Raw genomic sequence first — 20,264 nt, forward strand, 5'->3', positions numbered from 1 at the left:
GCTGTGTTGAGATGTTTCCGCATCGCTCACCCCAGTCGCCGCCGATAAATCCCGTCGAGCCAGACGGCGACGACGAGGACGAGGCCGACGACGATGTTCTGCAAGGGCGTGTCCAGGCCGATCAGCACCATGCCCGATTGCAGCGACTGCATCACCAGCGCGCCCAGCATGGCGCCGGTCACCGAGCCGATGCCGCCGGCAAGCGAGGTGCCGCCGATCACTGCGGCGGCGATCACGTAGAGTTCGTCGAGCGTTCCCGCCGAGTTGGTCGCGGCGTCCAGGCGCGCGGTCGAGATGCAGGCGGAGATGCCGACGAGCGCCCCCATCAGCCCGAAGACCAGCATCAGCACCTTGCGCGTATTCACGCCGGAGAGCTGCGCCGCCTCGGGGTTGCCGCCGATGGCGAAGACATAGCGCCCGAAGCGCAGCCTTTTGGTCAGGAAGCTCATGGCGACGCCGACCGTCAGCGCCAGCAGCACAGGCACAGCCAGGCCATGGCCGATGGTGAGCCCGCCCTCCGGCCAGGCCTGCCCCTTCGCCTCGACGAGCCGGCGCGCGATCGCGGCCGGAAGCGCAAAGGAGTTGGCGATCAGCACCGCGCCGAGCACTGCGCCGCAACTGATGACGGCGATGGCGCATTCCGCCCAGAGCGGCCGCAGGCTGAAGCCGAAGCGCCGGCGCTGCCGCCGCGCGAAGGCGATGCCGATGAGGATCAGGGCGCAGATGACCAGCCCGATCGCCCAGGAGGCGCTGGTGCCGATCGCGCCCTCGATGCCGCCGCCGAGCGGCTTGAAGCGCGAATCCATCGGCGCGATGGTCTGGCCCTGCGTGACCCACCAAGCGCAGCCGCGCCAGATCAGCAGGCCGCCCAGCGTGACGATGAAGGAGGGGATGGCGAGATAGGCGATCAGCGCGCCCTGGAACAGGCCGACTGCGCCGCCGAGCGCGACCGCAACGGCGACGCTGATCAGCCAGGTCGCGGGATGCTCGAAGCCGATCAGCTCCGGCAGCAGCCGGGCCTGCACCAGCCCCACGACCATGCCGACGAAGCCGAGCATGGAGCCGACCGAGAGGTCGATGTTGCGGGTCACGATGACCAGCACCATGCCGCAGGCCATCACCGCGACCGAAGCCGTCTGGACCGAGAGGTTCCAGAGGTTGCGCGGCGTCAGGAAGGCGCCGCCGGAGAGCCAGTCGAAGCTGAGCCAGATCACCGCCAGCGCCAGCACCATGCCGATCATGCGCGGATCGAACTCGATCTCGCGCAGCCGGTCGGCGAGGCTCCGGGTGCTTTGTCCCGGAGCCTGCGCGGGGGCGACCTCAGTCACAGGCCTTGACCTTGCCGGGCGCGACGCCCTGGCAGACCGCGGCCTTCGGCGCCCAGCCGGCCTCGATCACGACGCCGAGGTTGTCTTTCGTCACCGGCACGGGCTTGAGGAAGAGCGCCGTCATCGCCTGCTTGCTCGGGCCCTGGTTCCAGGCCATCGCGCCGGGAACCTCCGTCAGCTTGGCGCCGCCGGCGAGCTTGAGCGCGATCTCCGCGGCGTTGCGCCCGAGCTCGCGCGCGTCCTTCCAGATCGTCACGGTCTGCGTGCCCAGCGCGACGCGGTTCAGCGCCGCCCGGTCGGCGTCCTGCCCGGAGACCGGCACCGAGCCGGCGAGACCCTGCGCCGCCAGCGCCGCGATCGCGCCGCCGCCGGTGCCGTCATTGGCGGCGATCACCGCATCGACCTTGTTCGCGTTGCGCGTCAGGATCTGCTCCATGTTGCGCTGGGCATTGGCCGGCAGCCAGCCATCGGTGAAGGCTTCGCCGACATTCTTGATCTTGCCGCCGTCGATCGCGGGCTTCAGCACCTCGACCGAGCCCTGGTAGAGGAAGTTGGCGTTGGGATCGGCGCTGGAGCCCTTGATGAAGACGTAGTTGCCCTCCGGCTTCGCCTTCTGGATCTCGCGCGCCATCATCCGGCCGACCTCGACATTGTCGAAGGTCAGGTAGAAGGCCTGCGGGATCTCGATCAACCGGTCGTAGCCGACCACCGCGATGCCCTCGTTGACCGCCTTCTGCACGGCGGGACGGATCGCCTGCGCATCCTGCGCCAGCACGATGATCGCTTTGGCGCCGCGCGCGATCAGGCTCTCGACGTCGGTGAGCTGCTTGGCCGGCGATGACTGCGCGTCCGCCGAGAGATAGGTGCCGCCAACCTTCTCGATCGCCGCCTTGATCGCGGCTTCGTCGGTCTTCCAGCGCTCTTCCTGGAAATTCGACCAGCTCACCCCGACGACCGGGCCCTTGGCCTGGGCAAGCGCCGCAGACGACGCGCCCGCGGCCGCCAGCGCGATGCCGGCAGCAAGAATCATACGTTTGATCATGGCAATCTCCCGCGTTTCCTCTGGCCTTGCGCTCTCTTCGGGGACCGCCTGCTCAGCGTCCGGAGCGCCTATGCGGGGAGAGGTGAGCCTATCGCGGAAGTAGCGTCAAGCCGCCCTTTTGTCGGGGGAGTCGCAAAGGTCGTTCTGCAGGCAGCGGCCGCATTCGGGCCTCAGCGCCTTGCAGGTATAGCGCCCGTGCAGGATCAGCCAGTGATGCGCGTGCCGGCCGAATTCCGGCGGAACCGCCTTCTCCAGCCCCAGCTCCACGGCGAGCACGGTCTTGCCCGGCGCGATGCGCAGCCGGTTGGCGATGCGGAAGACATGGGTGTCGACCGCATGCGTGATCTCGCCGAAGGCGATGTTGAGCACGACGTTCGCGGTCTTGCGGCCGACGCCGGGCAGGCTCTCCAGCGCCTCGCGGCTGGCCGGGACCTCGCCGCCGAACTTGGCGATCAGCTTCTCGCTGAGCAGGACGACGTTCCTGGCCTTGGTGCGATAGAGCCCGATCGTCTTGACCAGCTCGCGCACCCTGTCCTCGCCGAGCAGCAGCATCTTCTCAGGCGTGTCGGCGAGTTCGAAGAGCTTGCGCGTCGCCTTGTTGACGCCGGCATCGGTCGCTTGCGCCGAGAGCACGACGGCGACGAGCAAGGTGAACGAATTGGTGTGTTCGAGCTCGCCCTTGGGCTCGGGATTGGCGGCCTGGAAGCGCTCGAAGATCTCGCGCACCTCGGCCGCGCTGCGCGGTCGCGGCGTCGTGATCTTCACCGGCCCGGGCTTGCGGCCCATGGGCCTGTTCCTCTCGCTCATAGCGGCGTTATAATCGCCGCATGTCCCTGGGCAAGCCCGATTCCGGCGAGGCTGACGCGGAGCGCACGGCGCACGCGGAGCGACCCGTCTTCGACGCGACGATCACGCCGCACCGCTCGCTCGGCGCCAACGGCTTCCGCATCGTGATGACGCTGGTCTGCCTCGCCAGCGTGGTCTCGTCGATACCCTTCGTCGTGCTCGGCGCCTGGCCGGTCGCCGGCTTCTTCGGGCTCGACGTTCTCGCGCTCTTCATCGCCTTCAAGCTGAATTTCCGTTCGGCCCGCGCCTTCGAGCGCATCATCGTGACGCCGCTCGAAGTGCTGCTGCGCAAGGTCTCGCATCACGGCAAGGAGGCGATCTGGCGCTCCAACCCGGCCTGGACCAAGCTCGAGCGCGAGCATGACGAGGATTACGGCCTGCTGCGGCTGACCCTGGTCTCGCGCGGTCGCAGCGTCCCGGTCGCCTCCGAACTCTCGCCGCAGGAGCGCGCGGGCTTCGCCGATGCACTCGGCTCGGCGCTGGCGAGCGCGAGGCGTGGCCCGGATTACGGCGCGGTCTAGCGTTTGCGCTATGTCGTCACGGGCATCGCGTTGATTTACGCTCCAAACAGTCGGCGATCCCAAAACACTGGTTCGTGCAGGCTGGCCTGGATGAGGCGGAATTCGGGATGCACCGGGTTGATCAGGATGTTTCGGTCAAGGCGCGCAACGACGCTCGGGACGATCAGGATCGCGCTGCGCTTCTCTCGCCACCAGATTTCACCGTGGTCCTTGCTGACCGTGGCAGGCATCAAATCCCAGCCGGGCAGCGCCGGTGGGACGAAGACCTCGTAGCTGACGCCCCGCGGGATGACGATCTCGACAAAGTGCTGGTTCGGAGGCAGCCGGCCGCTGCCATGCACGAGCTTCTCGAGCAACGCCGTCGAGTAGTGCTCGCTCGTGTAGATCAAGGGGCTGCCGGGCGTATTCCACCGGCCCGGAGCGATGGTCGAGCCGGTGGCGTCGAAGATCGGATAAGTGCCGTTCGGATCCCCGATCCGATAGCCCGTCAGGGTGCGGTCGAGGAACTGCGCCGTCACGCGGCTGTGCCGTACTTCAGGCGTCCGAGAATATCGAGCACCAACTCGGCGCCGATCTCGTTCTGGATGACGATATCGATCGGCCGCTTGTCCTCCAGCATCGCATGCGGTCGGAACAAGAAATCGCGGGCGTCCTCATCCGTTTGCCAGACATCCCGCGCGAGGCTCCAGGCCCGCGCGACGCGCGCCAGCCGGATACCCTCGTCTGCCGACAGCCGATGCGCAGTCTTGCGCCGCTCATAGGTCGCCTTGGGCACGAACCGGTATTTGAACTGGGCATCGTCTGGAGCCAGCAGGCGGGCCAGCCGGTCGAGGGCGCCGGTCGGCAATCCATCCTCGATACGCGAGATCAGCCCGAAGGGCGTTGCTGCGGCAGGCCCTTTAACCGGCAGGCCGAGCACGTCAGCGATGGCGGCAAAGGTGAGCATCGATAAGTCTCCAATCCACGTGAGGCGATAAATAGTCTCACATGGATCGTGGCGCAAGGGCCAGTCTCAGCGCGTTCTCGCCAGCCAGATCGTACGCCCGCCGCAGCCTGGGTCTTCCACGACATGCGATACGACCGCGAAGCCGCTCCGATCGAGCAGCTCGCGATATTCCTGCGGATCGAGGCTGCCATGGTAGAGCGGCTCGCCTTCGAACGAGCCGATCGCCTCGCCATGTGAGGGGCCGCTGGTGAACATCAGAGCGGCGCCCGGCGCGGCATGCGCCGCGAAGACGGCAAACATGCCGCGCTGATCCTCCGGCGTCAGGTGGAAGAAGCTGTCCCAGGCGAGCAGCCCGCCGAAGCGGCGGCCAAGCGCCAGGCTGCGCATGTCGGCGACGAGCCAGTCCTGCTCCGGAAAGCGCTGCGTGCACAGGCCGATCAGCGGTGGCGAGGCATCGATGCCGGTGACCGCACGGCCCGCCTCGATGAAGTGGCGCGCGATCGGCTCGCCCGAGCCGCAGCCGATGTCGAGGATCGCGGAATCAGTCGGCAGGAGTGATTTGAAGCGCTCAAGCCAGGGCCGCTCGAACAGCGATTTCCCGCGCGCGCCGTCGAAGGCCAGCGCATGCCGCTGGTAGATCCCGACGATACGCCCGGCATGGTCCGACATTGTCTGCCTCAAAGATCCTCACCGGGAATCGCTAGCCGCGACCTTGCCAGCTTTCGGGTGGTGACGGCACCTTGCGACTTCTAGATTCGTGTCATGACTGATGACACGAGGTTCACCACCATGATGGCTCAAGCGTCCATGAAAACGGCCATGACCCCGACCCGCTTCTCCAACGCCGTGCTGGCGCGCGCCGCGCAATCCATGCCGGCCGAGGCGGATTTCCCGGTCGCGGCGCCCGGCTCCGACTACGACACTGTCAGGCGCATCCTGGCCTACATCACCCATAACTGGCGGGAGCAGCCGACGATCGAGGCCATCGCCGATGCCGCCGGCGCGACGCCGACCGACGTGCACCACCTGTTCCGGCGCTGGTGCGGCCTGACCCCAAAGGCCTTCCTGCAGGCGATCACGCTCGACAATGCCAAGGGCCTGCTCGCCTCCTCGGCCAGCATTTTGGACACCAGCTACGAGGTCGGCCTCTCCGGCCCCGGCCGGCTGCACGATCTCTTCGTCACGCATGAGGCGATGTCGCCGGGCGAGTGGAAGACCGGCGGCGAGGGCTTGAGGCTCTCCTACGGCTTCCATGAATCGCCCTTCGGCGAGGCGCTGATCGTGGTCACCGACCGCGGCCTCGCCGGCTTGGGCTGGGTCTCGACCAGCGTCGACGGCGGCAAGGTCGTCGGCGGCCGGGCCGAGGCGCTGGCCGACATGATGCGGCGCTGGCCGCATGCCGATTACCGCTTCGACCCGGCCTCGACCCGCGCTTACGCCGGCCGCATCTTCGATCCCAACGCCTGGGCCTCGGAGACGCCGCTGCGGGTCGTGCTGATCGGCACCGATTTCGAGGTGCGGGTCTGGGAGACGCTGCTCCGAATCCCGGTCGGCTGCGCCACCACCTATGGCGAGGTCGCCAGCCATATCGGCAAGCCGACGGCGGCGCGCGCGGTCGGCGCCGCCGTGGGCAAGAACCCGATCTCCTTCGTGGTCCCCTGCCATCGCGTCATCGGCAAGTCCGGCGCCTTGACCGGCTACCATTGGGGCCTGACGCGCAAGCGCGCCATTCTGGGCTGGGAAGCCGGCCAGACCGCGGGCGAGGCGGCTTGAACCACTCCGTCATTGCGATCACAGCGAAGCAACCCAGGGGGACGTAGAGCGCAATCCCCCTGGGTTGCTTCGTCGCTGCGCTCCTCGCAATGACGCTATTGAAGCCGCCGCAGCGGATTGCTCGCGGCGAGCAGGATGCCGATCGCGGTGAAGGCCGCGATCGTGCCGAAGGCGACCTGGAAGGCGTTGGCGATGGCATTGCGCAGCACGACGCGCTCGAACTCGAGCAGCGTCTCGAACGCGGCCGGGCCGTGCTCGACGATCCGGGTGAAGTGCTCGGCGGTCTTGACGTCGGTCGCCGCCAGCACGGCGAAGAGCACCGCGCCGACGATCGCGGTGCCGAGCGCCGAGCCCATCGTCCGGAAGAGCTGGACCGAGGCCGCGGCGGCGCCGATCGAGTCAGGCTGCACCGAGGATTGCACGGTGAGCTGCACGATCGCCATCACCGTTCCCATGAACAGCGTGATCAGCCCGAGCAGCAGGCTGAGCTCGACCAGGCTGAGCCAGCGCGCCGTGATCGTCAGGGCGATCAGCGACGACGTCGTCAGGATCAGGCCGATGGTCGGGAAGATGGCGACGCGCCCGGTCGCCGAGACCAGCTTGCCGGTCAGCATCGAGCCGAGGCCGACGCAGGCGGTCAGCGGCAGCAGCAAAAGCCCCGTCTCGGCCGGGGTCGTGCCCCGCGCCACGACGAAATAGATCGGCAGGTAGGTCACCAGCGAGACCAGGGCCGCGCCGTGGAAGATCGCCAGCGTGTTCGCCCGCCAGATCGCGGGATGGCGCAGCAGCTTGACCGGGATCAGCGGCTGCTCCGTGCGGCTCTCATGCCGGATCAGCAGCGCCAGCAGCGCAAACCAGGCCGTGCCGCCAAGGCCGACCAGCCAGAGCGGCACCGCAAAGCCCATATGCTGCAGCTGCGACAGCGCCAGCAGCAGCGAGACGACCAGCGTCACGAACAGCGCAAGCCCGGCGAAGTCGAAGCGGAACTTGGTCTCGCGCGTGATCTTGCGCGACGGCAGGCGCCGCACCAGCAGCGTGGCAAGCAGGGCCAGCGGCAGGTTGATCAGGAAGACGGAGCGCCAGCCGAAGGCGTGGGTCAGGAGGCCGCCGGCGACCGGGCCGAACATGTTCGACGACACCACGATCGTCGCCATGTAGCCTTGGTAGCGCGGCCGCTCGCGTGGGGGCACGATCTCGCCGATGAAGGCCTGCGAGGTCGTCATCAGCCCGCCGCCGCCGAGCCCCTGCAGCATGCGGCAGAGGACCAGCATCAGCATGCTGTTGGCGAGGGCGCAGAGCACCGAGGCGGTAGCGAAGACGGCGAGCGCGATGAACATCATCCGCCGCCGCCCGAAGGCGTCGCCGAGCCGGCCGTAGATCGGCGCCGCGATCGTCGCCGCCACGAGATAGCCGACCACGACCCAGGAGACGTTCTCGACATCGCCGAGCGTCGCCGCCATCGAGGGCAGGGCGGCTGCGACGATCGTTTGGTCGACGATGGCCAGGAACATCGGCAGCGCGATCGAGGAGAACAGCGCCCGGAAAGTGATGCCGGCCGGGGCCCTTGCCTCTTCGCGCTCAGCGAGATCGATCGAACCGACGCTCATTGTTCTTCTTCTTTCACCTGCCGGCTTTAAATCGTGTCCTAAAGCGAGGGCTTGCGCTGGCCACCATCGACCGGGATATCCGCGGCGTTGATCCAGGTCGAGCGCGGCGATGCGAGGAAAACAGCCACGTTGGCGATCTCCTCCGGCGAACCGAGCCGGCCCCAGGGAAATTCCGCGGTTTCGAAAGCTGCCATCACATCCGGCATCTCGGCCTTGCGCCTGGCCCAGCCGCCGCCTTCGAACAGGATCGAGCCGGGGGAGAGCGCGTTGACCCGGATATGCTTCGGTCCGAGCTCCCAGGCAAGACTGCGCGCTGCATGGATGAGTCCCGCTTTTGCCGCAGCGTAGGGCGCACCGGCGGTCATCGGGTTGCGGCCGGAGATCGAGGCGATGAACACGGCCGAGCCCTGTTCGCTCTTCTCCAGATACGGCACGGCGGCGCGCAAGAGCGCGACGGAATGGCCGACATTGAGCTGGAACGTGCCGAGCCAGGCGGCGTCGTCGGCCTCGGCGAAGCTCCGCGCCCCGACCACGCCGCCGGCATTGGCGATGACGACGTCGAGCCGACCGAACGCCTTTAGCGCGGCCTCGACGATGGCTGCGCCCGCGCTCGGTTCGGTGACGTCAATGGCGAGCGTCGCGACCTTGGCGCCCACCGCGACCAGATCGGCGGCGGCGCGCTGCAAGCCCTCCTCGCCGCGCGCGGCCAGCAGCAGCTCGCAGCCCTCAGCCGCCAGCGCCTTGGCGCAGGCGAGGCCGATGCCGCGGCTGCCGCCGGTCACGATCGCGACCTTGCCCTTCAGTCCGAGTTCCAAGTCAAACCCTCCGCCTTGAACCCACCCTCGCCGTCATCCCGGACAAGCCGCGAAGCGGCGCCGCTCCGGGATCCATCGTAAAGCGCCGGAGCCCTATGATGGATCCCGGAGCTCCGCTTCGCTGCGTCCGGGATGACGGCGTTGTGGTTCCGTGAAACAGCATCTCAGGCGCCATGGACCGCCGACTTGGCGATCATGCAATGGATGCCCTTCGAGACGTTCACCGCCTGCGTCACCCGCAGGTCGGCCGCCAGCGAACACAGCGTGTAGGCGTCCTCGCGCGACAGGCCGCGCTTCTCGCCGAGCAGCACGATCATGTCGCGCAGAGCCATCACCGCGCATTGGTCGAGCGAGGGGTCCATGCCCATGGTGATGTAGTGCGTCGGCGTCTCCGCCCGCGGATAGGTCAGGCCGAGCCCCTTGTGCAGCGAGAAGGCAAAGCGCCCTTTGAGAGCGGTCTCGATCGCGGTGACGCAGACCTCGCCATCGCCCTGCACGCCGTGGCCGTCGCCGCAGGAGAACAGCGCGCCCTCGGTGAACACCGGCAGGAACAGCGAGGCGCCGGGCACCAGCTCCTTGTTGTCGAGATTGCCGCCCATGCTGCGCGGCACGATCGAGGTGATGCGGCCCCAGCCGGGTATCGGCGCCACGCCCATCACGCCGAAGAAGGGCTTCAGCGGCAGGTCGACGCCCCAGGGCATGGTGCCGACCATCTTTTCACGGTCGAGCGGGATGTGCAGCAGCCGCATCTCGTCGAAATCGGTCGGCAGAGCGCCGGAGAGCGGGCGGATGAGGTTATAGCCCCAGTTCTGGCGCAGCGCGATGTCGAGGATCTTGACCTCCAGCACATCGCCCGGCACCGCGCCCTCGATCGCGATCGGCCCGGTCAGGATATGGCCGGGGATGGTGCGCTCGCATTTGGCATGGACCTCGTGCAGCTCCGGCGGAATCTCGAAGCGCGGGTCGGTCGGGATCGCCTCGGGCGCGCCGCTCAGCGTCTCCACCGTGACCTCGTCGCCGCTCTTGATCACCAGCGCGGGCTTCAGCTTCGCGTCGAAATAGCCCCAGTGGCAGGTCTCGGGGCTCGACTTCAGATAGTGATGGGCCATGGTCGATCCGCTGGGCTCAGGAGGAGGGGGCGCGACGCTTGCCATGCCGGCGAGCCGCGTCGGGAGAAGGGATGAGAAAAACTAGCCGAGCGCGAGCGCGCCCGGCAGGGAGGTGAAGGCGGATCGCGCCTGCGATCCGCGTATGCAATCGCGTTCTCCTCAGGCCGCCTGCGCCATTTCGAGCGCGGGCCGCCTGGTCTGGATCTGCGCCGCCGCCTCGAAGGCCGCGCCGATGCGCAGGATGGTCGGCTCGTCGAAGGCCCTGCCGGCGATCTGCATCGAAAGCGGCAGCCCGGAGGCCGAGAAGCCGGTCGGGATCGACATGGCCGGATTGCCGGTGACGTTGAATGGCATCGTGTGGATCGGCCAGTTCACGGGCATGCCGACCGGCATGTCGGCGAAGCGCGGCGCCGGCGCGAGCGAGGACGCGGTGATGATCGCGTCATAGGTCTTGAGCTTGGCGTTGACCGCCTGCGCCAGCTCGCGCCGCAGCCGCATCGCCTGGGTCAGGTCGGCGGCGGTGACGAAGGCGCCGAGCGTCATGCGCATATAGGTCAGGAAGCCGAAGTCGAGCGGCTGCGTCTGGTAGTCCTGCTCGTGGATGGCGAAGGCCTCCGAGAACATGATCACCCGCCCGCAGGCGTTGAACAGGTCGTATTCCGGCAGCTCGATCGTCTCGACCTCGGCGCCGAGCTTGGCCAGCACCTGCACCGCGTCGTCGATCGCGCCGACCGTCTCCGCCGAGACGCCCTCGGCCTGCTCGTACCAATGCCGCGGGATGCCGATCTTCATCCCCTCGACGCCCTTGCCGAGCCCGCCCAGATAATCCGGCTTCGGCACGTCGGCGCTGCCGGGGTCGAGCGGGTCGTAGGAGGTGATCGTATCCATCGCGATGGCGCAGTCCTCGACCGTCCAGGCCAATGGCCCGGCATGGTCGAGCGTATAGGAGAGCGGGAAGATGCCGCGGCGCGAGAGCAGGCCATAGGTCGGCTTCAGGCCGACCGTGCCGCAATAGGCGGCCGGGCCGCGGATCGAGCCGCCGGTGTCGGAGCCCATCGCCATGCGCATGAAGCCCGCCGCCACGGCGGCACCCGAACCCGAGGACGAACCGCCCGGGATATGCTCGGGGTTCCAGGGATTGCGCGCCGGCGGGAAGGGCAGGTCGAAGCTCGGCCCGCCCAGGGCGAATTCGTGGGTCGCGAGCTTGCCTAGCATCACGCCGCCCTGCGCCTTGAAGGCTTGCTCGACGACGCAATCCTCCTCCGGCACCACGTCGACGCGCAGCTTGGAATGGCAGGTCGAGGGAATGCCGGCAGTGTCGTAGATGTCCTTGAGCCCGTAGGGGATGCCCTGCATCGGGCCCTTGTCGATGCCCTTGGCGAAGTCGGCATCGGCCGTCTCGGCGTCGCTCAGCGCCCGCTCGGTCGTCACCAGGATGAAGCTGTTGATCGCGCCGTCGAGCGCCGCGATGCGGTCGAGCGCATGCGTGGTCAGCTCCATCGAGGTGACCTTGCCCTCGCGCAGCAGCTTGCCGGCTTCGGAGATGGAATAGTCGTGCAGCGGCTTGCCGGTCATGTCAGACGCTCCGGGTGATGGTGGCGATCGAATAGGTGCCGGCCGGCTCGGCCGCGGCGGTGCGCGGCTGGCGCAGCAAGGCGAGCATCTTGCGCAGGTCCTTGAAGCCCAGGAACAGGGTCGCCTTGCGCTCGCCGGGGATGTCGAGGCCGGCGCGTGCGGCGAAGACCTCGAATTCCTGCATCAGCGCGGTGTCGTCAGGCATTGTCGCCATGGCCTCTACTCCTCGAATAGGTCGGAACGGCTGAATTGTATCCAATGAAGCCCGTCGCACAATCAATGCGCACTGTGAAATTCTGTGCAATGCCGTTTGGGGATTGAGGCAACAATCGCCGCGTAGCGCGTGTCGTGATGATCATAGTCCAGATATTTCAATGAGATAATGACTTTGCATACGATTGAAGCAGGGTCGGCCAGCGATTGTGTAACTTTTTTGCAGTGGGCTCAGCGGGACGTCAAAGCCGTGATCACCTTGATGCGGAGCGAGTCGACTCGGCCCCAAGAGATCGCGGGCGCCATCAATTTCAAGTGGATTTTCCCAGAAATATCGTGCCAAGGCTCAATTTGCTCGTTTTCTCGGCCGGCTTACGGAATTGCGTACAATTCAAGGCCCATGGCACGAAGGCTGCATTGCCCCGGCGTTTTCCAGCCATGCCGGGAGGATCGCATGCACAAGGTCGAGATTCCGCAATCCGTCGTCGATCGCGTCGTGGCGCGGCGCGGCAGTGCCCACCCCCATGCCAATCTCGATCCCGAGCGCACCGCGCTGATCGTGGTCGACCTGCAGAACGGCTTCATGATGAAGGGCGTCGCCCATGCGCTCTGCGAGGAGGCCATCGACATCGTGCCCAACGTCAACAAGCTGGCCGATGCCGTGCGCCGTACCGGCGGCAAGGTCTTCTGGATCAAGAACACCCATGACGCGGAATGCCTGACCTCTTGGTCGCATATGCACGCGATGTCCTCGCCGGCGCAGCAGCAGAAGCGGGTCGAAGCGATGTCGGAGGGCACGCTCGGCCACCAGCTCTGGGCCGATCTTGACGTCCAGCCCGGCGACGAGACCGTCCAGAAGACGCGCTACAGCGCCCTGATCCAGGGTTCGTCCGACCTCGAGGCGCGCCTGCGCGCCGGCGGCTACGACACCGTGCTGATCACCGGCACCATGACCAATGTCTGCTGCGAATCGACCGCGCGCGACGCCATGATGCTGAACTTCAAGACGATCATGGTCAGCGACGGCAACGCCACCGCGACCGACGAAGAGCACAATGCCTCGCTGATCGCGATGTACCTGATCTTCGGCGACGTGATGGACACCGACTTCCTGATCGGCTGCCTGGAGCGCAATCAGGTGCTGAAGCAGGCGGCCGAGTAGCCGACGCAGCAAAAGGGTCGACGACGATGCGTACCGAGCCGGCCGGCGACCAGCTTTCGGCCGGCGCGGCCAGCATCACCGCAGGCCCCCGGCGCGATCCGCTGCGCGGCGCGCTCATCATGCTTGTCGGGATGGCGCTGTTCTCCATTCTGAACGGCGTGGTCAAGGCGCAGGCGCAACATTTCCCGATCAACCAGATCGTCTTCTTCCGCAATGCCGGCGGCGTGCTGCCGCTGCTGCTGATCGTGCTCTGGAGCGGGCGCCTGCGCGAACTCCGCACGCGCCATCCGCTGCGCCATGTCCTGCTGGCGACCTCGATGACCGGCGGCATCTTCTTCAGCTTCACCGCCTTCCATCTCATGCCGCTCGCCGACGTCATGGCGATCGGCTTCACCCAGCCGATCCTGGTCACGGTGGCATCGGCGCTGCTGCTGAAGGAGCGCATTCCGCCGGCCGGCTGGGTCGCGGTCTTCGGCGGACTTGCCGGCGTGCAGCTGATGGTCCAGCCCAGCGGTGCCGGCTTCAACATCGGCGCGGTCGCCGCGGTCTTTGGCACGCTGTGCAGCGCCACCTCGATGCTGCTCCAGCGCAGCCTCGCTTCGCGTGAGGACCCACTGGTGGTCACCACCTGGTATATGGGCCTGTCCTCGCTCGCGCTGGCGCCGACGCTCGCCTTCTCCTGGGCCGCGCCGTCAGCGCTCGGCCTTGCCGGGCTCGTCGCCATGGGCATCGCCTCGGGTCTCTGCCAGTGGCTGACGATGCAGGCGCTCTATCATGCCAGCGCCGCCGCGATCGCGCCGATCAACTACACCAACATGCTCTGGGCCATCATCATCGGCTATCTCTGGTTCGGCGACGTGCCGACGCTGCAGGTTCTGGCTGGCTCGGCCGTCGTCATCGCTGCGACGGGCGTGCTGCTTCATGCAGCGCGCAGCGCGCGCACTGAGTTGAAGCCTGCAACCGCAAAGGCGCGACAATAAAGCGCCGACTTAGTATCCATAAATCCCCATTTCTGTGGTCTGGATGCAATTGACTTTTTCCGTCATGCGCACCATGCATCGCCTCCACGCGCAGACCGCTGGACGGAATCCCGTTTCAGGGACCGAACCCGCGGCGCGACGAGGAGGGAGAGCAGGTATGGCGACACGGGGTTTGCAGATCCTGTCACGGCTGCGCGAAGGCGTGCTGACGGGCGAGTATACCGGCGGCATGCGCATGAACGAGGCGGACCTTGCCGCGGCGCTTGGCGTCTCGCGCACGCCGATCCGCAATGCGCTCTCGACGCTGGGCGCCGAGGGCCTGCTCGATTACACGCCGAACAGCGGCTATGTCGTGCGCACCTACACCTCCAAGGACATTGCCGGCATTTACGAGGTCCGCGCCACCATGGACGGCCTCGCCGCCCGGCTCGCGGCCGAGCAGGGCCTCTCGGACGCCCATCGCGGCATCATCCACAAGATCGTTGCCGATGGCGATGACCTCGTCGCGACTGCGAGCTGGTCGGACGAGGTGCGGGAGCGCTGGATGGAACTCAACCAGCGCTTCCATGCCACGATCGCCGAAGCCGCCAATAACGACTATCTCGGCGGCCTGATCCGCAAGGCGCGCGACATCCCGCTGATCGCCCAGCTCCGCTTCCGCTGGTTCGACGGCGAGGATCTGCTGCAATCGCAGCAGGACCATACCGAGATCTTCGATGCGCTGGTCAACGGCCAGGGCAACCGGGCGCAATCGCTGGCCTACGAGCATTCCTACCGTGCCGGCCGGCGCATCGTGACGCATTGGCGCAAGCACGAGACCAAGCGGCCGGAACGCGGCGAGCGCCCGCGCAACGCGGCGTAAGCACGACCGTCGGCGCATCAAGCGCGGGATCCCCTCTCCCGTGTGGGAGAGGGGATCCCGCGCTCTATCCGTTACCGATGAGTGGTAGCCTAAACTGCAAACCCGGGCGGCCGTTCGCGGTGGTAGCTGGTGTCCCGCTGGAAGGCATCGGCCACTTTCAGCGCCTTGCCCTCGCCGAAGGGCCGGGCCTGGACCTGGAAGCCGATCGGCATGCCGTTTGAATCCAATCCGCACGGCGCGCTCACCGAGGGCAGGCCCATGTAGTTGATCGGCCGCGTGTTCAGCGAGAGCCTGTTGAAGGCGTCGAGCGCGCCCGGCGTGCCGGCATCGACGTCGGTCGAAAGCAGCGTCGGCGCCTTGCAGCGGATCGTCGGCGCCACGAAGACGTCGACTTGGCTGAACACCACCGCCGCGATCTCCTTCAGGATCGGCCCGCGCCGCGCCAGCGCCTCGGCATAGACCACGGCCGGGATGCCCATGCTGGCATAGAGCCGCGAGTTGAGATGGACCGCGTAGTCCTGCGGCCGCTGGCGCATCCATTCGGCATGGATCGTTGCGCCCTCGACGCGCGAGACGACGCCGCCATAGGTCGCGACCGCCTCGATATGCGGGATCGTGACCGGAACCAGCGTGGCGCCGCGCCCCTTCAGCACCTCCAGCATCGCCTCGAAGGCGGCCATCACCTCCGGGTCGACATCGTCGAGGAAGTAGTTCTTGGGCACGCCGACCTTGAGGCCCTTGAGGTCGCCGTCGAGCGACGCCTCGTAGTCCGGCACAGGCTCCTTGGCCGAGGTCGGGTCCTTCGGATCGTGCCCGGCGATCACCGCCATGATCCGCGCGCAATCCTTCGCCGTCCGCGCCAGCGGGCCGACATTGTCGGCGGAGAAGGAGAGCGGCATCACGCCATGGCGCGAGACGCGGGTCTGCGTGCCCTTGATGCCGGTGACGCCGCAGAGCGAGGCCGGCAGGCGGATCGAGCCGCCGGTATCGGAGCCGAGCGCCGCATAGACGAAGCGCGCCGCGACCGCCGCGCCCGAGCCGGAGGAGGAGCCGCCCGGGCAATAGTCGAGGCCCCAGGGATTATGGCAATGGCCGTAATGCTGGTTATGGCCGGTGGCGTTTTGCGCGAACTCGGCCATGTTGAGCCCGCCGAGCGCGAACGAGCCCTGAGCCTCCAACCGCTCGATCACCGTCGCGGTATAGCCCGGCCGGAACTCGGCACGGATTTTTGAGCCGCAGGTCGAGAGCTTGCCGGCCTTGTAGTACATGTCCTTGTGCGCCAGCGGCACGCCATGCAGCTTGCCGCGCTCGGCCATCGGCACCTTGTCGAGCGCCGCCGCCGTCTCCAACGCCGTCTCGGCGTCGAGCCAGATGAAGGCGTTGACCCGCTCGTCGCCGGCCACGATCGCGTCGAGCGCGGCCTTGGCCAGCTCGACGGCCGTCGTCTCGCCCTTGGCGACGGCTTCGGCTGCCTCGGTGAGGCTGAGCGCGGTCAGCGCGCTCGCATGCTTGACTGCGATGTTCATGGGTTCGGCTCCTTCGTCGCCTGCAGCGCCGCCTCGAAGCTCGAGGGCTCGTCCTCGAACGCGAGTTGGCCGCGCAGCGCGCTCAAGCCCGCCATCAGGCTGGAGAAGCCGGCGGCCAATTCCTCGCTCACCGCGTTGGGCGGTATCACGCCGGACCAGGCCTCGGCCTGCTCCCTCACCAGTGCCTTGATATCCATCGACATGGGGTCCTCCGTTCAATCGAAAGCCACGTGAGCTCCAGCTGGCAGGTGAGGCGCGGCGAACCCCTCTCCTGTAAGGAGAGGGCAGGGGTGAGGTGTCGGCCCTTTGACACTGTTGCTGTGACCTGAGGCCTTCGCTCAGCTTCGCTGGTCTTCGGGCCTACACCTCACCCTGCCCTCTCCTTACAGGAGAGGGTTCCCCGCGCCCGATTTTCAGCTGTCGCGTTGCAATTACTTCGCCATCGAGATCGTCGTGAAATCCTGCGACCAGCTCTGCGCCGGGCTGAAGCCCACGACCTTCTTCGACAGCGCCCGCGGGTTGAGGTCGTGGACGATGAAGAGCCAGGGCGCCTCGTCGACGATGATCGCATGCGCCTTGGCGAGCAGGTCGAGCTGCTTCTCCTCGTCGAACTCGGTCTGTGCCGCCATCAGCAGCGCGTCGGCCTTCGGATTGCTGAAATGCGCCCAGTTCCAGTTGGTCGGCGATTTCGAATCCGAGTGGTAGTAGCGGTACATGGTCGAGGGATCGGCGAAGCCGAGGCTGATATTGATCGCGTCGACGCCCATCGAGGGGGCTGAATCCGGCGCGCTGCGTACCGCGACCAGCATCGTGCCCCATTCCACCACCTCGAAATCGAGCTCGATGCCGATCGGCTTCAGCATCTGCTGGATCAGCTCGTTCATCGGCAGCGGTAGCATCTGGCCGGAGCCGGCGGTCGAGACCATGATCTTGGCCTTGACCGGCTTGCCGGGTCCATAGCCGGCTTCCTTCAGCAGCGCCTTGGCCTTCTCGGGATCGTAGCTGTAGCGGTTTTCCGGCTTGCCGAAATAGGTGCTCTCCGGCGGGTAGAGCCCGGCCGCCGGCTTGGCCGTGCCGTTCAAGAGCTGGACCAGCGCCTGCCGGTCGACCGCGTAGTTCATCGCCTGGCGCACGCGCTTGTCAGTGAAGGGCGATTTCGGGCTCACCGTGTTGAAGACATAGGGCCAGGTATGCGGATAGGGCTTGAGGTTGATCTCGAACCCGGCCTGCTTCAGGCTCTGGATCGCGTCCGGCGGCGGCACCTCGATCCAGTCGACCTGGCCTGAACGCAGCGCCGCGAGCCGCGTCGTCGGCTCCGGCATCGGGTAGAGGATCATCCTGTCGAGCTTGGGGATGCGGTCCTTGTCCCAGTAATCGGCGTTCTTGGCCAGTTCGGCGCTGACCCGCGGCGTCACCTTGGTGATCTTGAACGGCCCGGTGCCGCTCGGCGCCTTGCCGAACTCGACCCAGTTCTTGCCGACCTTCTCGTATTGCGTCGGGCTGACCATCAGCAGCCGCGTGATCATGTAGGGGAAATAGGCGAAGGGCGTCTTGGTGTAGATCGCGATGGTCATGTCGTCGATCTTCTCCCAGCGGTCGACCATCGAGAGCTGCGACTTCACGATCGGCGCGGCGGGAGCGTCGTATTCCGGCGCCTTCTCGTCGAAGACGCGGCGCATGTTGAACATCACCGCGTCGGCGGTGAAGGCCGAGCCGTCATGGAATTTTACGCCCGAGCGCAGTTTGAACACCCATTTGGTGCGGTCCTTCGGGTCCGAGGACCAGCTCTCGGCGAGGCCGGGCCGGACATTGGCGATGTCGTCCTGCTTCTCCTTCAGCTCCCAGTTCACCAGCGCGTCATAGGCGGGGAAGCCGAGGAAGCGGTAACCCTCGCCGCCATTATTCGGGATGCCGCCCGTGGTCGGCACGTCGACCGAGGTCATGCCGATCCTGAGCGTGCCCTGCGCCTGGGCGCTGGTCGTTCCGAGTGCCAACGCCGCGATGAATGCGGCGGCAATTGCCGTTGATCTGCGCATCGTCATTGTCCCCGTCGGTTAGCACTGGGCCAAGCGGACCAGCCGCATGCATTCCCTACAAGGAGCGTGCCAATGGATACAATTTATGCAGTTGTCGTAATTTGAGCCCGGTATGGCTGCGTATTAACGGGCGTCTATATCTGAAATGGATACAATTTGGCGCGATGCTTGCATAGTGGGTTTCGGGCGCAGGGAGCGTCCGACGCTTCGAAGGAGTCATGACATGAGTGACGAAGCCGTTTCCCAGGAGGCCTTCCGCACCCTCGTTGCGAGGGCCGGGTTGAAGCTGACGCCGACGCAATATGCCGAGCTCGGCGGCGTCTTCCCCAAGCTCGAGGCCATGGCCGCGCGGCTGCGCAAGCCCCGCCCGGTCAGTGCCGAGCCCGCCGCCGTGTTCTCACCGAAGGTCTGACGCCATGACCGATCTCACATTGCTCACCATTGCCGAGGCCTCCACCCTGATCGCCGAGAAGAAGCTCTCGCCGGTCGATCTCGCCGAGGCCTGCATCGCCAAGACGGAAGCGCTCGATTCGACGCTTCTGACCTATGTCACCTTCACGCCCGAGGCGGCGCTGGAAGCCGCCAAGCAGGCCGAGGCCGAGATCATGGCCGGCAATACGCGCGGCCCGCTGCACGGCATCCCGGTCGGCCTGAAGGACATCTACGACACCGCCGGCCTGCGCACGACCGGCCATTCCCGCCTGATGCTCGACCGTGTCCCGACCGAGGACGCGACCACCGTGACCAAGCTGCGCGAGGGCGGCGCCGTCTTCACCGGCAAGCTCGGCACCTGGGAATTCGCCATTGGCGGCCCGTCCTTCGACCTGTTCCACCCGCCGGCGCGCAACCCCTGGAACACCGAGTGCCAGACCGGCGGCTCCTCCTCCGGCTCCGGTGCCGCGATCGCCTCGGGCATGGTGCTCGGCGCGATGGGCTCCGATACCGGCGGCTCGATCCGCGGCCCGGCCGCGCTCTGCGGCATTGCCGGCATCAAGCCGACCTATGGCCTGCTCAGCCGCAAGGGCGTGCTGCCGCTCTCGCAATCGCTCGACCATGCCGGCCCGATGGCCTGGACCTCAAAGGATTGCGCGCTGATGATGCAGGTCCTGGCCGGCCATGACCCCGACGATCCGGCCTCGGCCAACGTCCCGATTCCCGACTTTTCCGCGCTGATGGGCAAGTCGCTGAAGGGGCTGCGCATCGGAATCGTCCGGCATTTCTACGAGACCGACAATGTCGCGACCGACGACGTGAAGGCCGCGATCGAAGCGTCGCTGGTCGCCTTCAAGGAGCTGGGCTGCACGGTCAAGGACGTCACGCTGGCGCCGCTTGCCGAATTCGCCGCGGTCAACACGGTGATCATGTCGGCCGAGGCCTATTCCATCCATGAGCCCTACCTGACCACGACGCCGGAGCTCTATGGCGAGATCTGCCGCGACCGCATCATGCTCGGCGCGCTGATCCGGGGCTCCGACTACGTCAACGCCCAGAAGCGCCGCCGCGAGCTCTCGCTCGATGTCGCCGCGGCGATGGCGGATGTCGACGTGCTGATCACGGCGGCCTCGCCCTTCCCGGCGCAGAAGATCGACGCCGTGCCGAAATGGATGATGTACGACCGCCCCAGCATCACCTGCCCGTTCAACGTCACTGGCTTGCCGGCCCATGCCGTCTGCGTCGGCTACAATGCCGGCGGCATGCCGCTCTCGATCCAGATCGTCGGCAAGCCCTTCCAGGACGCGACGGTTCTGGCGGTCGGCGATGCCTATGAGGTCGCCACCGCCTGGCGCTCGCGCCGTCCGGCGATCGCGCTCGACTGGCAGGCCAAGGCCGTCGCCGCCTGAAGTCGAATGGATGTCCCGGGCCGGGCTCCCCTCGGGCCCGGCCAAAAGCAAGGCCGCGGGAGGAGACTCCCGCGGCCTTTTT

At 66.9% G+C, this 20,264-nt stretch carries 21 protein-coding genes; 7 read left to right on the plus strand and 14 right to left on the minus strand.

Annotation, left to right across the window (positions count from 1 at the left end; genetic code table 11):
- Nucleotides 1-26: 26 nt before the first annotated feature.
- The 3 genes from DWF00_RS23530 to nth all read right to left on the minus strand — a co-directional run bounded on the left by DWF00_RS23530 (nucleotide 27) and on the right by nth (nucleotide 3,156).
- Nucleotides 27-1,328 carry a sugar ABC transporter permease gene (locus DWF00_RS23530; protein WP_425453174.1) on the minus strand — a complete coding sequence of 434 codons (1,302 nt, stop codon included), beginning with the start codon at nucleotides 1,326-1,328 and terminating at the stop codon, nucleotides 27-29.
- Entirely contained in the window at nucleotides 1,321-2,370 is a 1,050-nt protein-coding gene (xylF, locus tag DWF00_RS23535) for a D-xylose ABC transporter substrate-binding protein (protein WP_114831063.1), read from the minus strand. Before xylF ends, DWF00_RS23530 begins: the two co-directional genes overlap by 8 nt.
- Nucleotides 2,371-2,475: 105 nt before the next feature.
- Nucleotides 2,476-3,156: an endonuclease III gene (nth, locus tag DWF00_RS23540; RefSeq protein WP_245974244.1), complete on the minus strand. Its 681-nt coding sequence runs from the start codon at nucleotides 3,154-3,156 to the stop codon at nucleotides 2,476-2,478.
- 41 nt (nucleotides 3,157-3,197) lie between these two features.
- Here nth and DWF00_RS23545 point away from each other — a divergent pair, with 41 nt between their 5' ends.
- Nucleotides 3,198-3,737, plus strand: coding sequence for a DUF2244 domain-containing protein (locus DWF00_RS23545; RefSeq protein WP_114831061.1), 540 nt, complete (start codon nucleotides 3,198-3,200; stop codon nucleotides 3,735-3,737).
- A 35-nt stretch (nucleotides 3,738-3,772) separates the two neighbouring features.
- Here the strand turns inward: DWF00_RS23545 and DWF00_RS23550 are convergent, their stop codons facing one another.
- The 3 genes from DWF00_RS23550 to DWF00_RS23560 form a co-directional block, all read right to left on the minus strand.
- Entirely contained in the window at nucleotides 3,773-4,255 is a 483-nt protein-coding gene (locus tag DWF00_RS23550; protein ID WP_114831060.1) for an RES family NAD+ phosphorylase, read from the minus strand.
- Entirely contained in the window at nucleotides 4,252-4,683 is a 432-nt protein-coding gene (locus DWF00_RS23555; RefSeq protein WP_114831059.1) for an antitoxin Xre-like helix-turn-helix domain-containing protein, read from the minus strand. The genes DWF00_RS23550 and DWF00_RS23555 overlap by 4 nt, the downstream gene beginning before the upstream one ends.
- A gap of 66 nt (nucleotides 4,684-4,749) precedes the next feature.
- Nucleotides 4,750-5,352 carry a class I SAM-dependent methyltransferase gene (locus DWF00_RS23560; protein ID WP_114831058.1) on the minus strand — a complete coding sequence of 201 codons (603 nt, stop codon included), beginning with the start codon at nucleotides 5,350-5,352 and terminating at the stop codon, nucleotides 4,750-4,752.
- Nucleotides 5,353-5,553: 201 nt separating this feature from the next.
- On the opposite strand from DWF00_RS23560, the gene DWF00_RS23565 reads away from it, so the two are divergent.
- Complete coding sequence (locus tag DWF00_RS23565; protein WP_245974256.1) at nucleotides 5,554-6,456, plus strand: methylated-DNA--[protein]-cysteine S-methyltransferase; 903 nt, start codon at nucleotides 5,554-5,556, stop codon at nucleotides 6,454-6,456.
- Between the two features lie 95 nt (nucleotides 6,457-6,551).
- On the opposite strand, the gene DWF00_RS23570 is transcribed toward DWF00_RS23565, so the two are convergent.
- The 5 genes from DWF00_RS23570 to DWF00_RS23590 all read right to left on the minus strand — a co-directional run bounded on the left by DWF00_RS23570 (nucleotide 6,552) and on the right by DWF00_RS23590 (nucleotide 11,776).
- Nucleotides 6,552-8,063, minus strand: coding sequence for an MFS transporter (locus DWF00_RS23570; RefSeq protein ID WP_114831056.1), 1,512 nt, complete (start codon nucleotides 8,061-8,063; stop codon nucleotides 6,552-6,554).
- A gap of 38 nt (nucleotides 8,064-8,101) precedes the next feature.
- The gene (locus tag DWF00_RS23575; RefSeq protein WP_114831055.1) at nucleotides 8,102-8,878 is read right to left on the minus strand and encodes an SDR family NAD(P)-dependent oxidoreductase; all 777 of its coding nucleotides are present in this window, start codon (nucleotides 8,876-8,878) and stop codon (nucleotides 8,102-8,104) included.
- 164 nt (nucleotides 8,879-9,042) lie between these two features.
- Nucleotides 9,043-9,987, minus strand: coding sequence for an acetamidase/formamidase family protein (locus DWF00_RS23580; RefSeq protein ID WP_114831054.1), 945 nt, complete (start codon nucleotides 9,985-9,987; stop codon nucleotides 9,043-9,045).
- Between the two features lie 159 nt (nucleotides 9,988-10,146).
- Nucleotides 10,147-11,562: an amidase gene (locus DWF00_RS23585; RefSeq protein ID WP_114831053.1), complete on the minus strand. Its 1,416-nt coding sequence runs from the start codon at nucleotides 11,560-11,562 to the stop codon at nucleotides 10,147-10,149.
- 1 nt (nucleotide 11,563) lies between these two features.
- Nucleotides 11,564-11,776, minus strand: coding sequence for a hypothetical protein (locus DWF00_RS23590; RefSeq protein ID WP_114831052.1), 213 nt, complete (start codon nucleotides 11,774-11,776; stop codon nucleotides 11,564-11,566).
- Nucleotides 11,777-12,229: 453 nt separating this feature from the next.
- Between DWF00_RS23590 and DWF00_RS23595 the strand changes: the two genes are divergently transcribed.
- The 3 genes from DWF00_RS23595 to DWF00_RS23605 all read left to right on the plus strand — a co-directional run bounded on the left by DWF00_RS23595 (nucleotide 12,230) and on the right by DWF00_RS23605 (nucleotide 14,779).
- On the plus strand, nucleotides 12,230-12,937 hold the full coding sequence (locus DWF00_RS23595) for an isochorismatase family protein (protein WP_181832789.1): 708 nt from the start codon (nucleotides 12,230-12,232) through the stop codon (nucleotides 12,935-12,937).
- 26 nt (nucleotides 12,938-12,963) lie between these two features.
- Nucleotides 12,964-13,917: a DMT family transporter gene (locus tag DWF00_RS23600; protein ID WP_114831050.1), complete on the plus strand. Its 954-nt coding sequence runs from the start codon at nucleotides 12,964-12,966 to the stop codon at nucleotides 13,915-13,917.
- 157 nt (nucleotides 13,918-14,074) lie between these two features.
- Nucleotides 14,075-14,779 (plus strand): GntR family transcriptional regulator, encoded by a 705-nt coding sequence (locus DWF00_RS23605; RefSeq protein WP_181832788.1) that lies wholly within the window; start codon nucleotides 14,075-14,077, stop codon nucleotides 14,777-14,779.
- A gap of 89 nt (nucleotides 14,780-14,868) precedes the next feature.
- Here the strand turns inward: DWF00_RS23605 and DWF00_RS23610 are convergent, their stop codons facing one another.
- From DWF00_RS23610 to DWF00_RS23620, 3 genes are all read right to left on the minus strand, one after another.
- Nucleotides 14,869-16,305, minus strand: coding sequence for an amidase (locus DWF00_RS23610; RefSeq protein WP_114831048.1), 1,437 nt, complete (start codon nucleotides 16,303-16,305; stop codon nucleotides 14,869-14,871).
- Nucleotides 16,302-16,508 (minus strand): hypothetical protein, encoded by a 207-nt coding sequence (locus DWF00_RS23615; protein ID WP_114831047.1) that lies wholly within the window; start codon nucleotides 16,506-16,508, stop codon nucleotides 16,302-16,304. The genes DWF00_RS23610 and DWF00_RS23615 overlap by 4 nt, the downstream gene beginning before the upstream one ends.
- Before the next feature lie 228 nt (nucleotides 16,509-16,736).
- Nucleotides 16,737-18,341 carry an ABC transporter substrate-binding protein gene (locus DWF00_RS23620; RefSeq protein WP_181832787.1) on the minus strand — a complete coding sequence of 535 codons (1,605 nt, stop codon included), beginning with the start codon at nucleotides 18,339-18,341 and terminating at the stop codon, nucleotides 16,737-16,739.
- A 223-nt stretch (nucleotides 18,342-18,564) separates the two neighbouring features.
- Between DWF00_RS23620 and DWF00_RS23625 the strand changes: the two genes are divergently transcribed.
- Nucleotides 18,565-18,753, plus strand: a complete 189-nt coding sequence (locus DWF00_RS23625) for a hypothetical protein (RefSeq protein ID WP_114831045.1) — start codon at nucleotides 18,565-18,567, stop codon at nucleotides 18,751-18,753.
- Between the two features lie 4 nt (nucleotides 18,754-18,757).
- Nucleotides 18,758-20,182, plus strand: coding sequence for an amidase (locus DWF00_RS23630; RefSeq protein WP_114831044.1), 1,425 nt, complete (start codon nucleotides 18,758-18,760; stop codon nucleotides 20,180-20,182).
- Nucleotides 20,183-20,264 lie beyond the last annotated feature (82 nt).

Source organism: Allobosea caraganae, assembly GCF_003351345.1.
GTDB classification, from domain to species: Bacteria; Pseudomonadota; Alphaproteobacteria; order Rhizobiales; family Beijerinckiaceae; genus Allobosea; species Allobosea caraganae.

Excerpts from the sequence above, each read along its gene's own strand:
- xylF (WP_114831063.1), bottom strand. The coding sequence starts at position 2,370 with ATGATCAAACGTATGATTCTTGCTGCCGGCATCGCGCTGGCGGCCGCG.
- nth (WP_245974244.1), bottom strand. The coding sequence starts at position 3,156 with ATGGGCCGCAAGCCCGGGCCGGTGAAGATCACGACGCCGCGACCGCGC.
- DWF00_RS23545 (WP_114831061.1), top strand. The coding sequence starts at position 3,198 with ATGTCCCTGGGCAAGCCCGATTCCGGCGAGGCTGACGCGGAGCGCACG.
- DWF00_RS23555 (WP_114831059.1), bottom strand. The coding sequence starts at position 4,683 with ATGCTCACCTTTGCCGCCATCGCTGACGTGCTCGGCCTGCCGGTTAAA.
- DWF00_RS23560 (WP_114831058.1), bottom strand. The coding sequence starts at position 5,352 with ATGTCGGACCATGCCGGGCGTATCGTCGGGATCTACCAGCGGCATGCG.
- DWF00_RS23565 (WP_245974256.1), top strand. The coding sequence starts at position 5,554 with ATGCCGGCCGAGGCGGATTTCCCGGTCGCGGCGCCCGGCTCCGACTAC.
- DWF00_RS23570 (WP_114831056.1), bottom strand. The coding sequence starts at position 8,063 with ATGAGCGTCGGTTCGATCGATCTCGCTGAGCGCGAAGAGGCAAGGGCC.
- DWF00_RS23580 (WP_114831054.1), bottom strand. The coding sequence starts at position 9,987 with ATGGCCCATCACTATCTGAAGTCGAGCCCCGAGACCTGCCACTGGGGC.
- DWF00_RS23585 (WP_114831053.1), bottom strand. The coding sequence starts at position 11,562 with ATGACCGGCAAGCCGCTGCACGACTATTCCATCTCCGAAGCCGGCAAG.
- DWF00_RS23590 (WP_114831052.1), bottom strand. The coding sequence starts at position 11,776 with ATGGCGACAATGCCTGACGACACCGCGCTGATGCAGGAATTCGAGGTC.
- DWF00_RS23595 (WP_181832789.1), top strand. The coding sequence starts at position 12,230 with ATGCACAAGGTCGAGATTCCGCAATCCGTCGTCGATCGCGTCGTGGCG.
- DWF00_RS23600 (WP_114831050.1), top strand. The coding sequence starts at position 12,964 with ATGCGTACCGAGCCGGCCGGCGACCAGCTTTCGGCCGGCGCGGCCAGC.
- DWF00_RS23605 (WP_181832788.1), top strand. The coding sequence starts at position 14,075 with ATGGCGACACGGGGTTTGCAGATCCTGTCACGGCTGCGCGAAGGCGTG.
- DWF00_RS23610 (WP_114831048.1), bottom strand. The coding sequence starts at position 16,305 with ATGAACATCGCAGTCAAGCATGCGAGCGCGCTGACCGCGCTCAGCCTC.
- DWF00_RS23615 (WP_114831047.1), bottom strand. The coding sequence starts at position 16,508 with ATGTCGATGGATATCAAGGCACTGGTGAGGGAGCAGGCCGAGGCCTGG.
- DWF00_RS23620 (WP_181832787.1), bottom strand. The coding sequence starts at position 18,341 with ATGCGCAGATCAACGGCAATTGCCGCCGCATTCATCGCGGCGTTGGCA.
- DWF00_RS23625 (WP_114831045.1), top strand. The coding sequence starts at position 18,565 with ATGAGTGACGAAGCCGTTTCCCAGGAGGCCTTCCGCACCCTCGTTGCG.
- DWF00_RS23630 (WP_114831044.1), top strand. The coding sequence starts at position 18,758 with ATGACCGATCTCACATTGCTCACCATTGCCGAGGCCTCCACCCTGATC.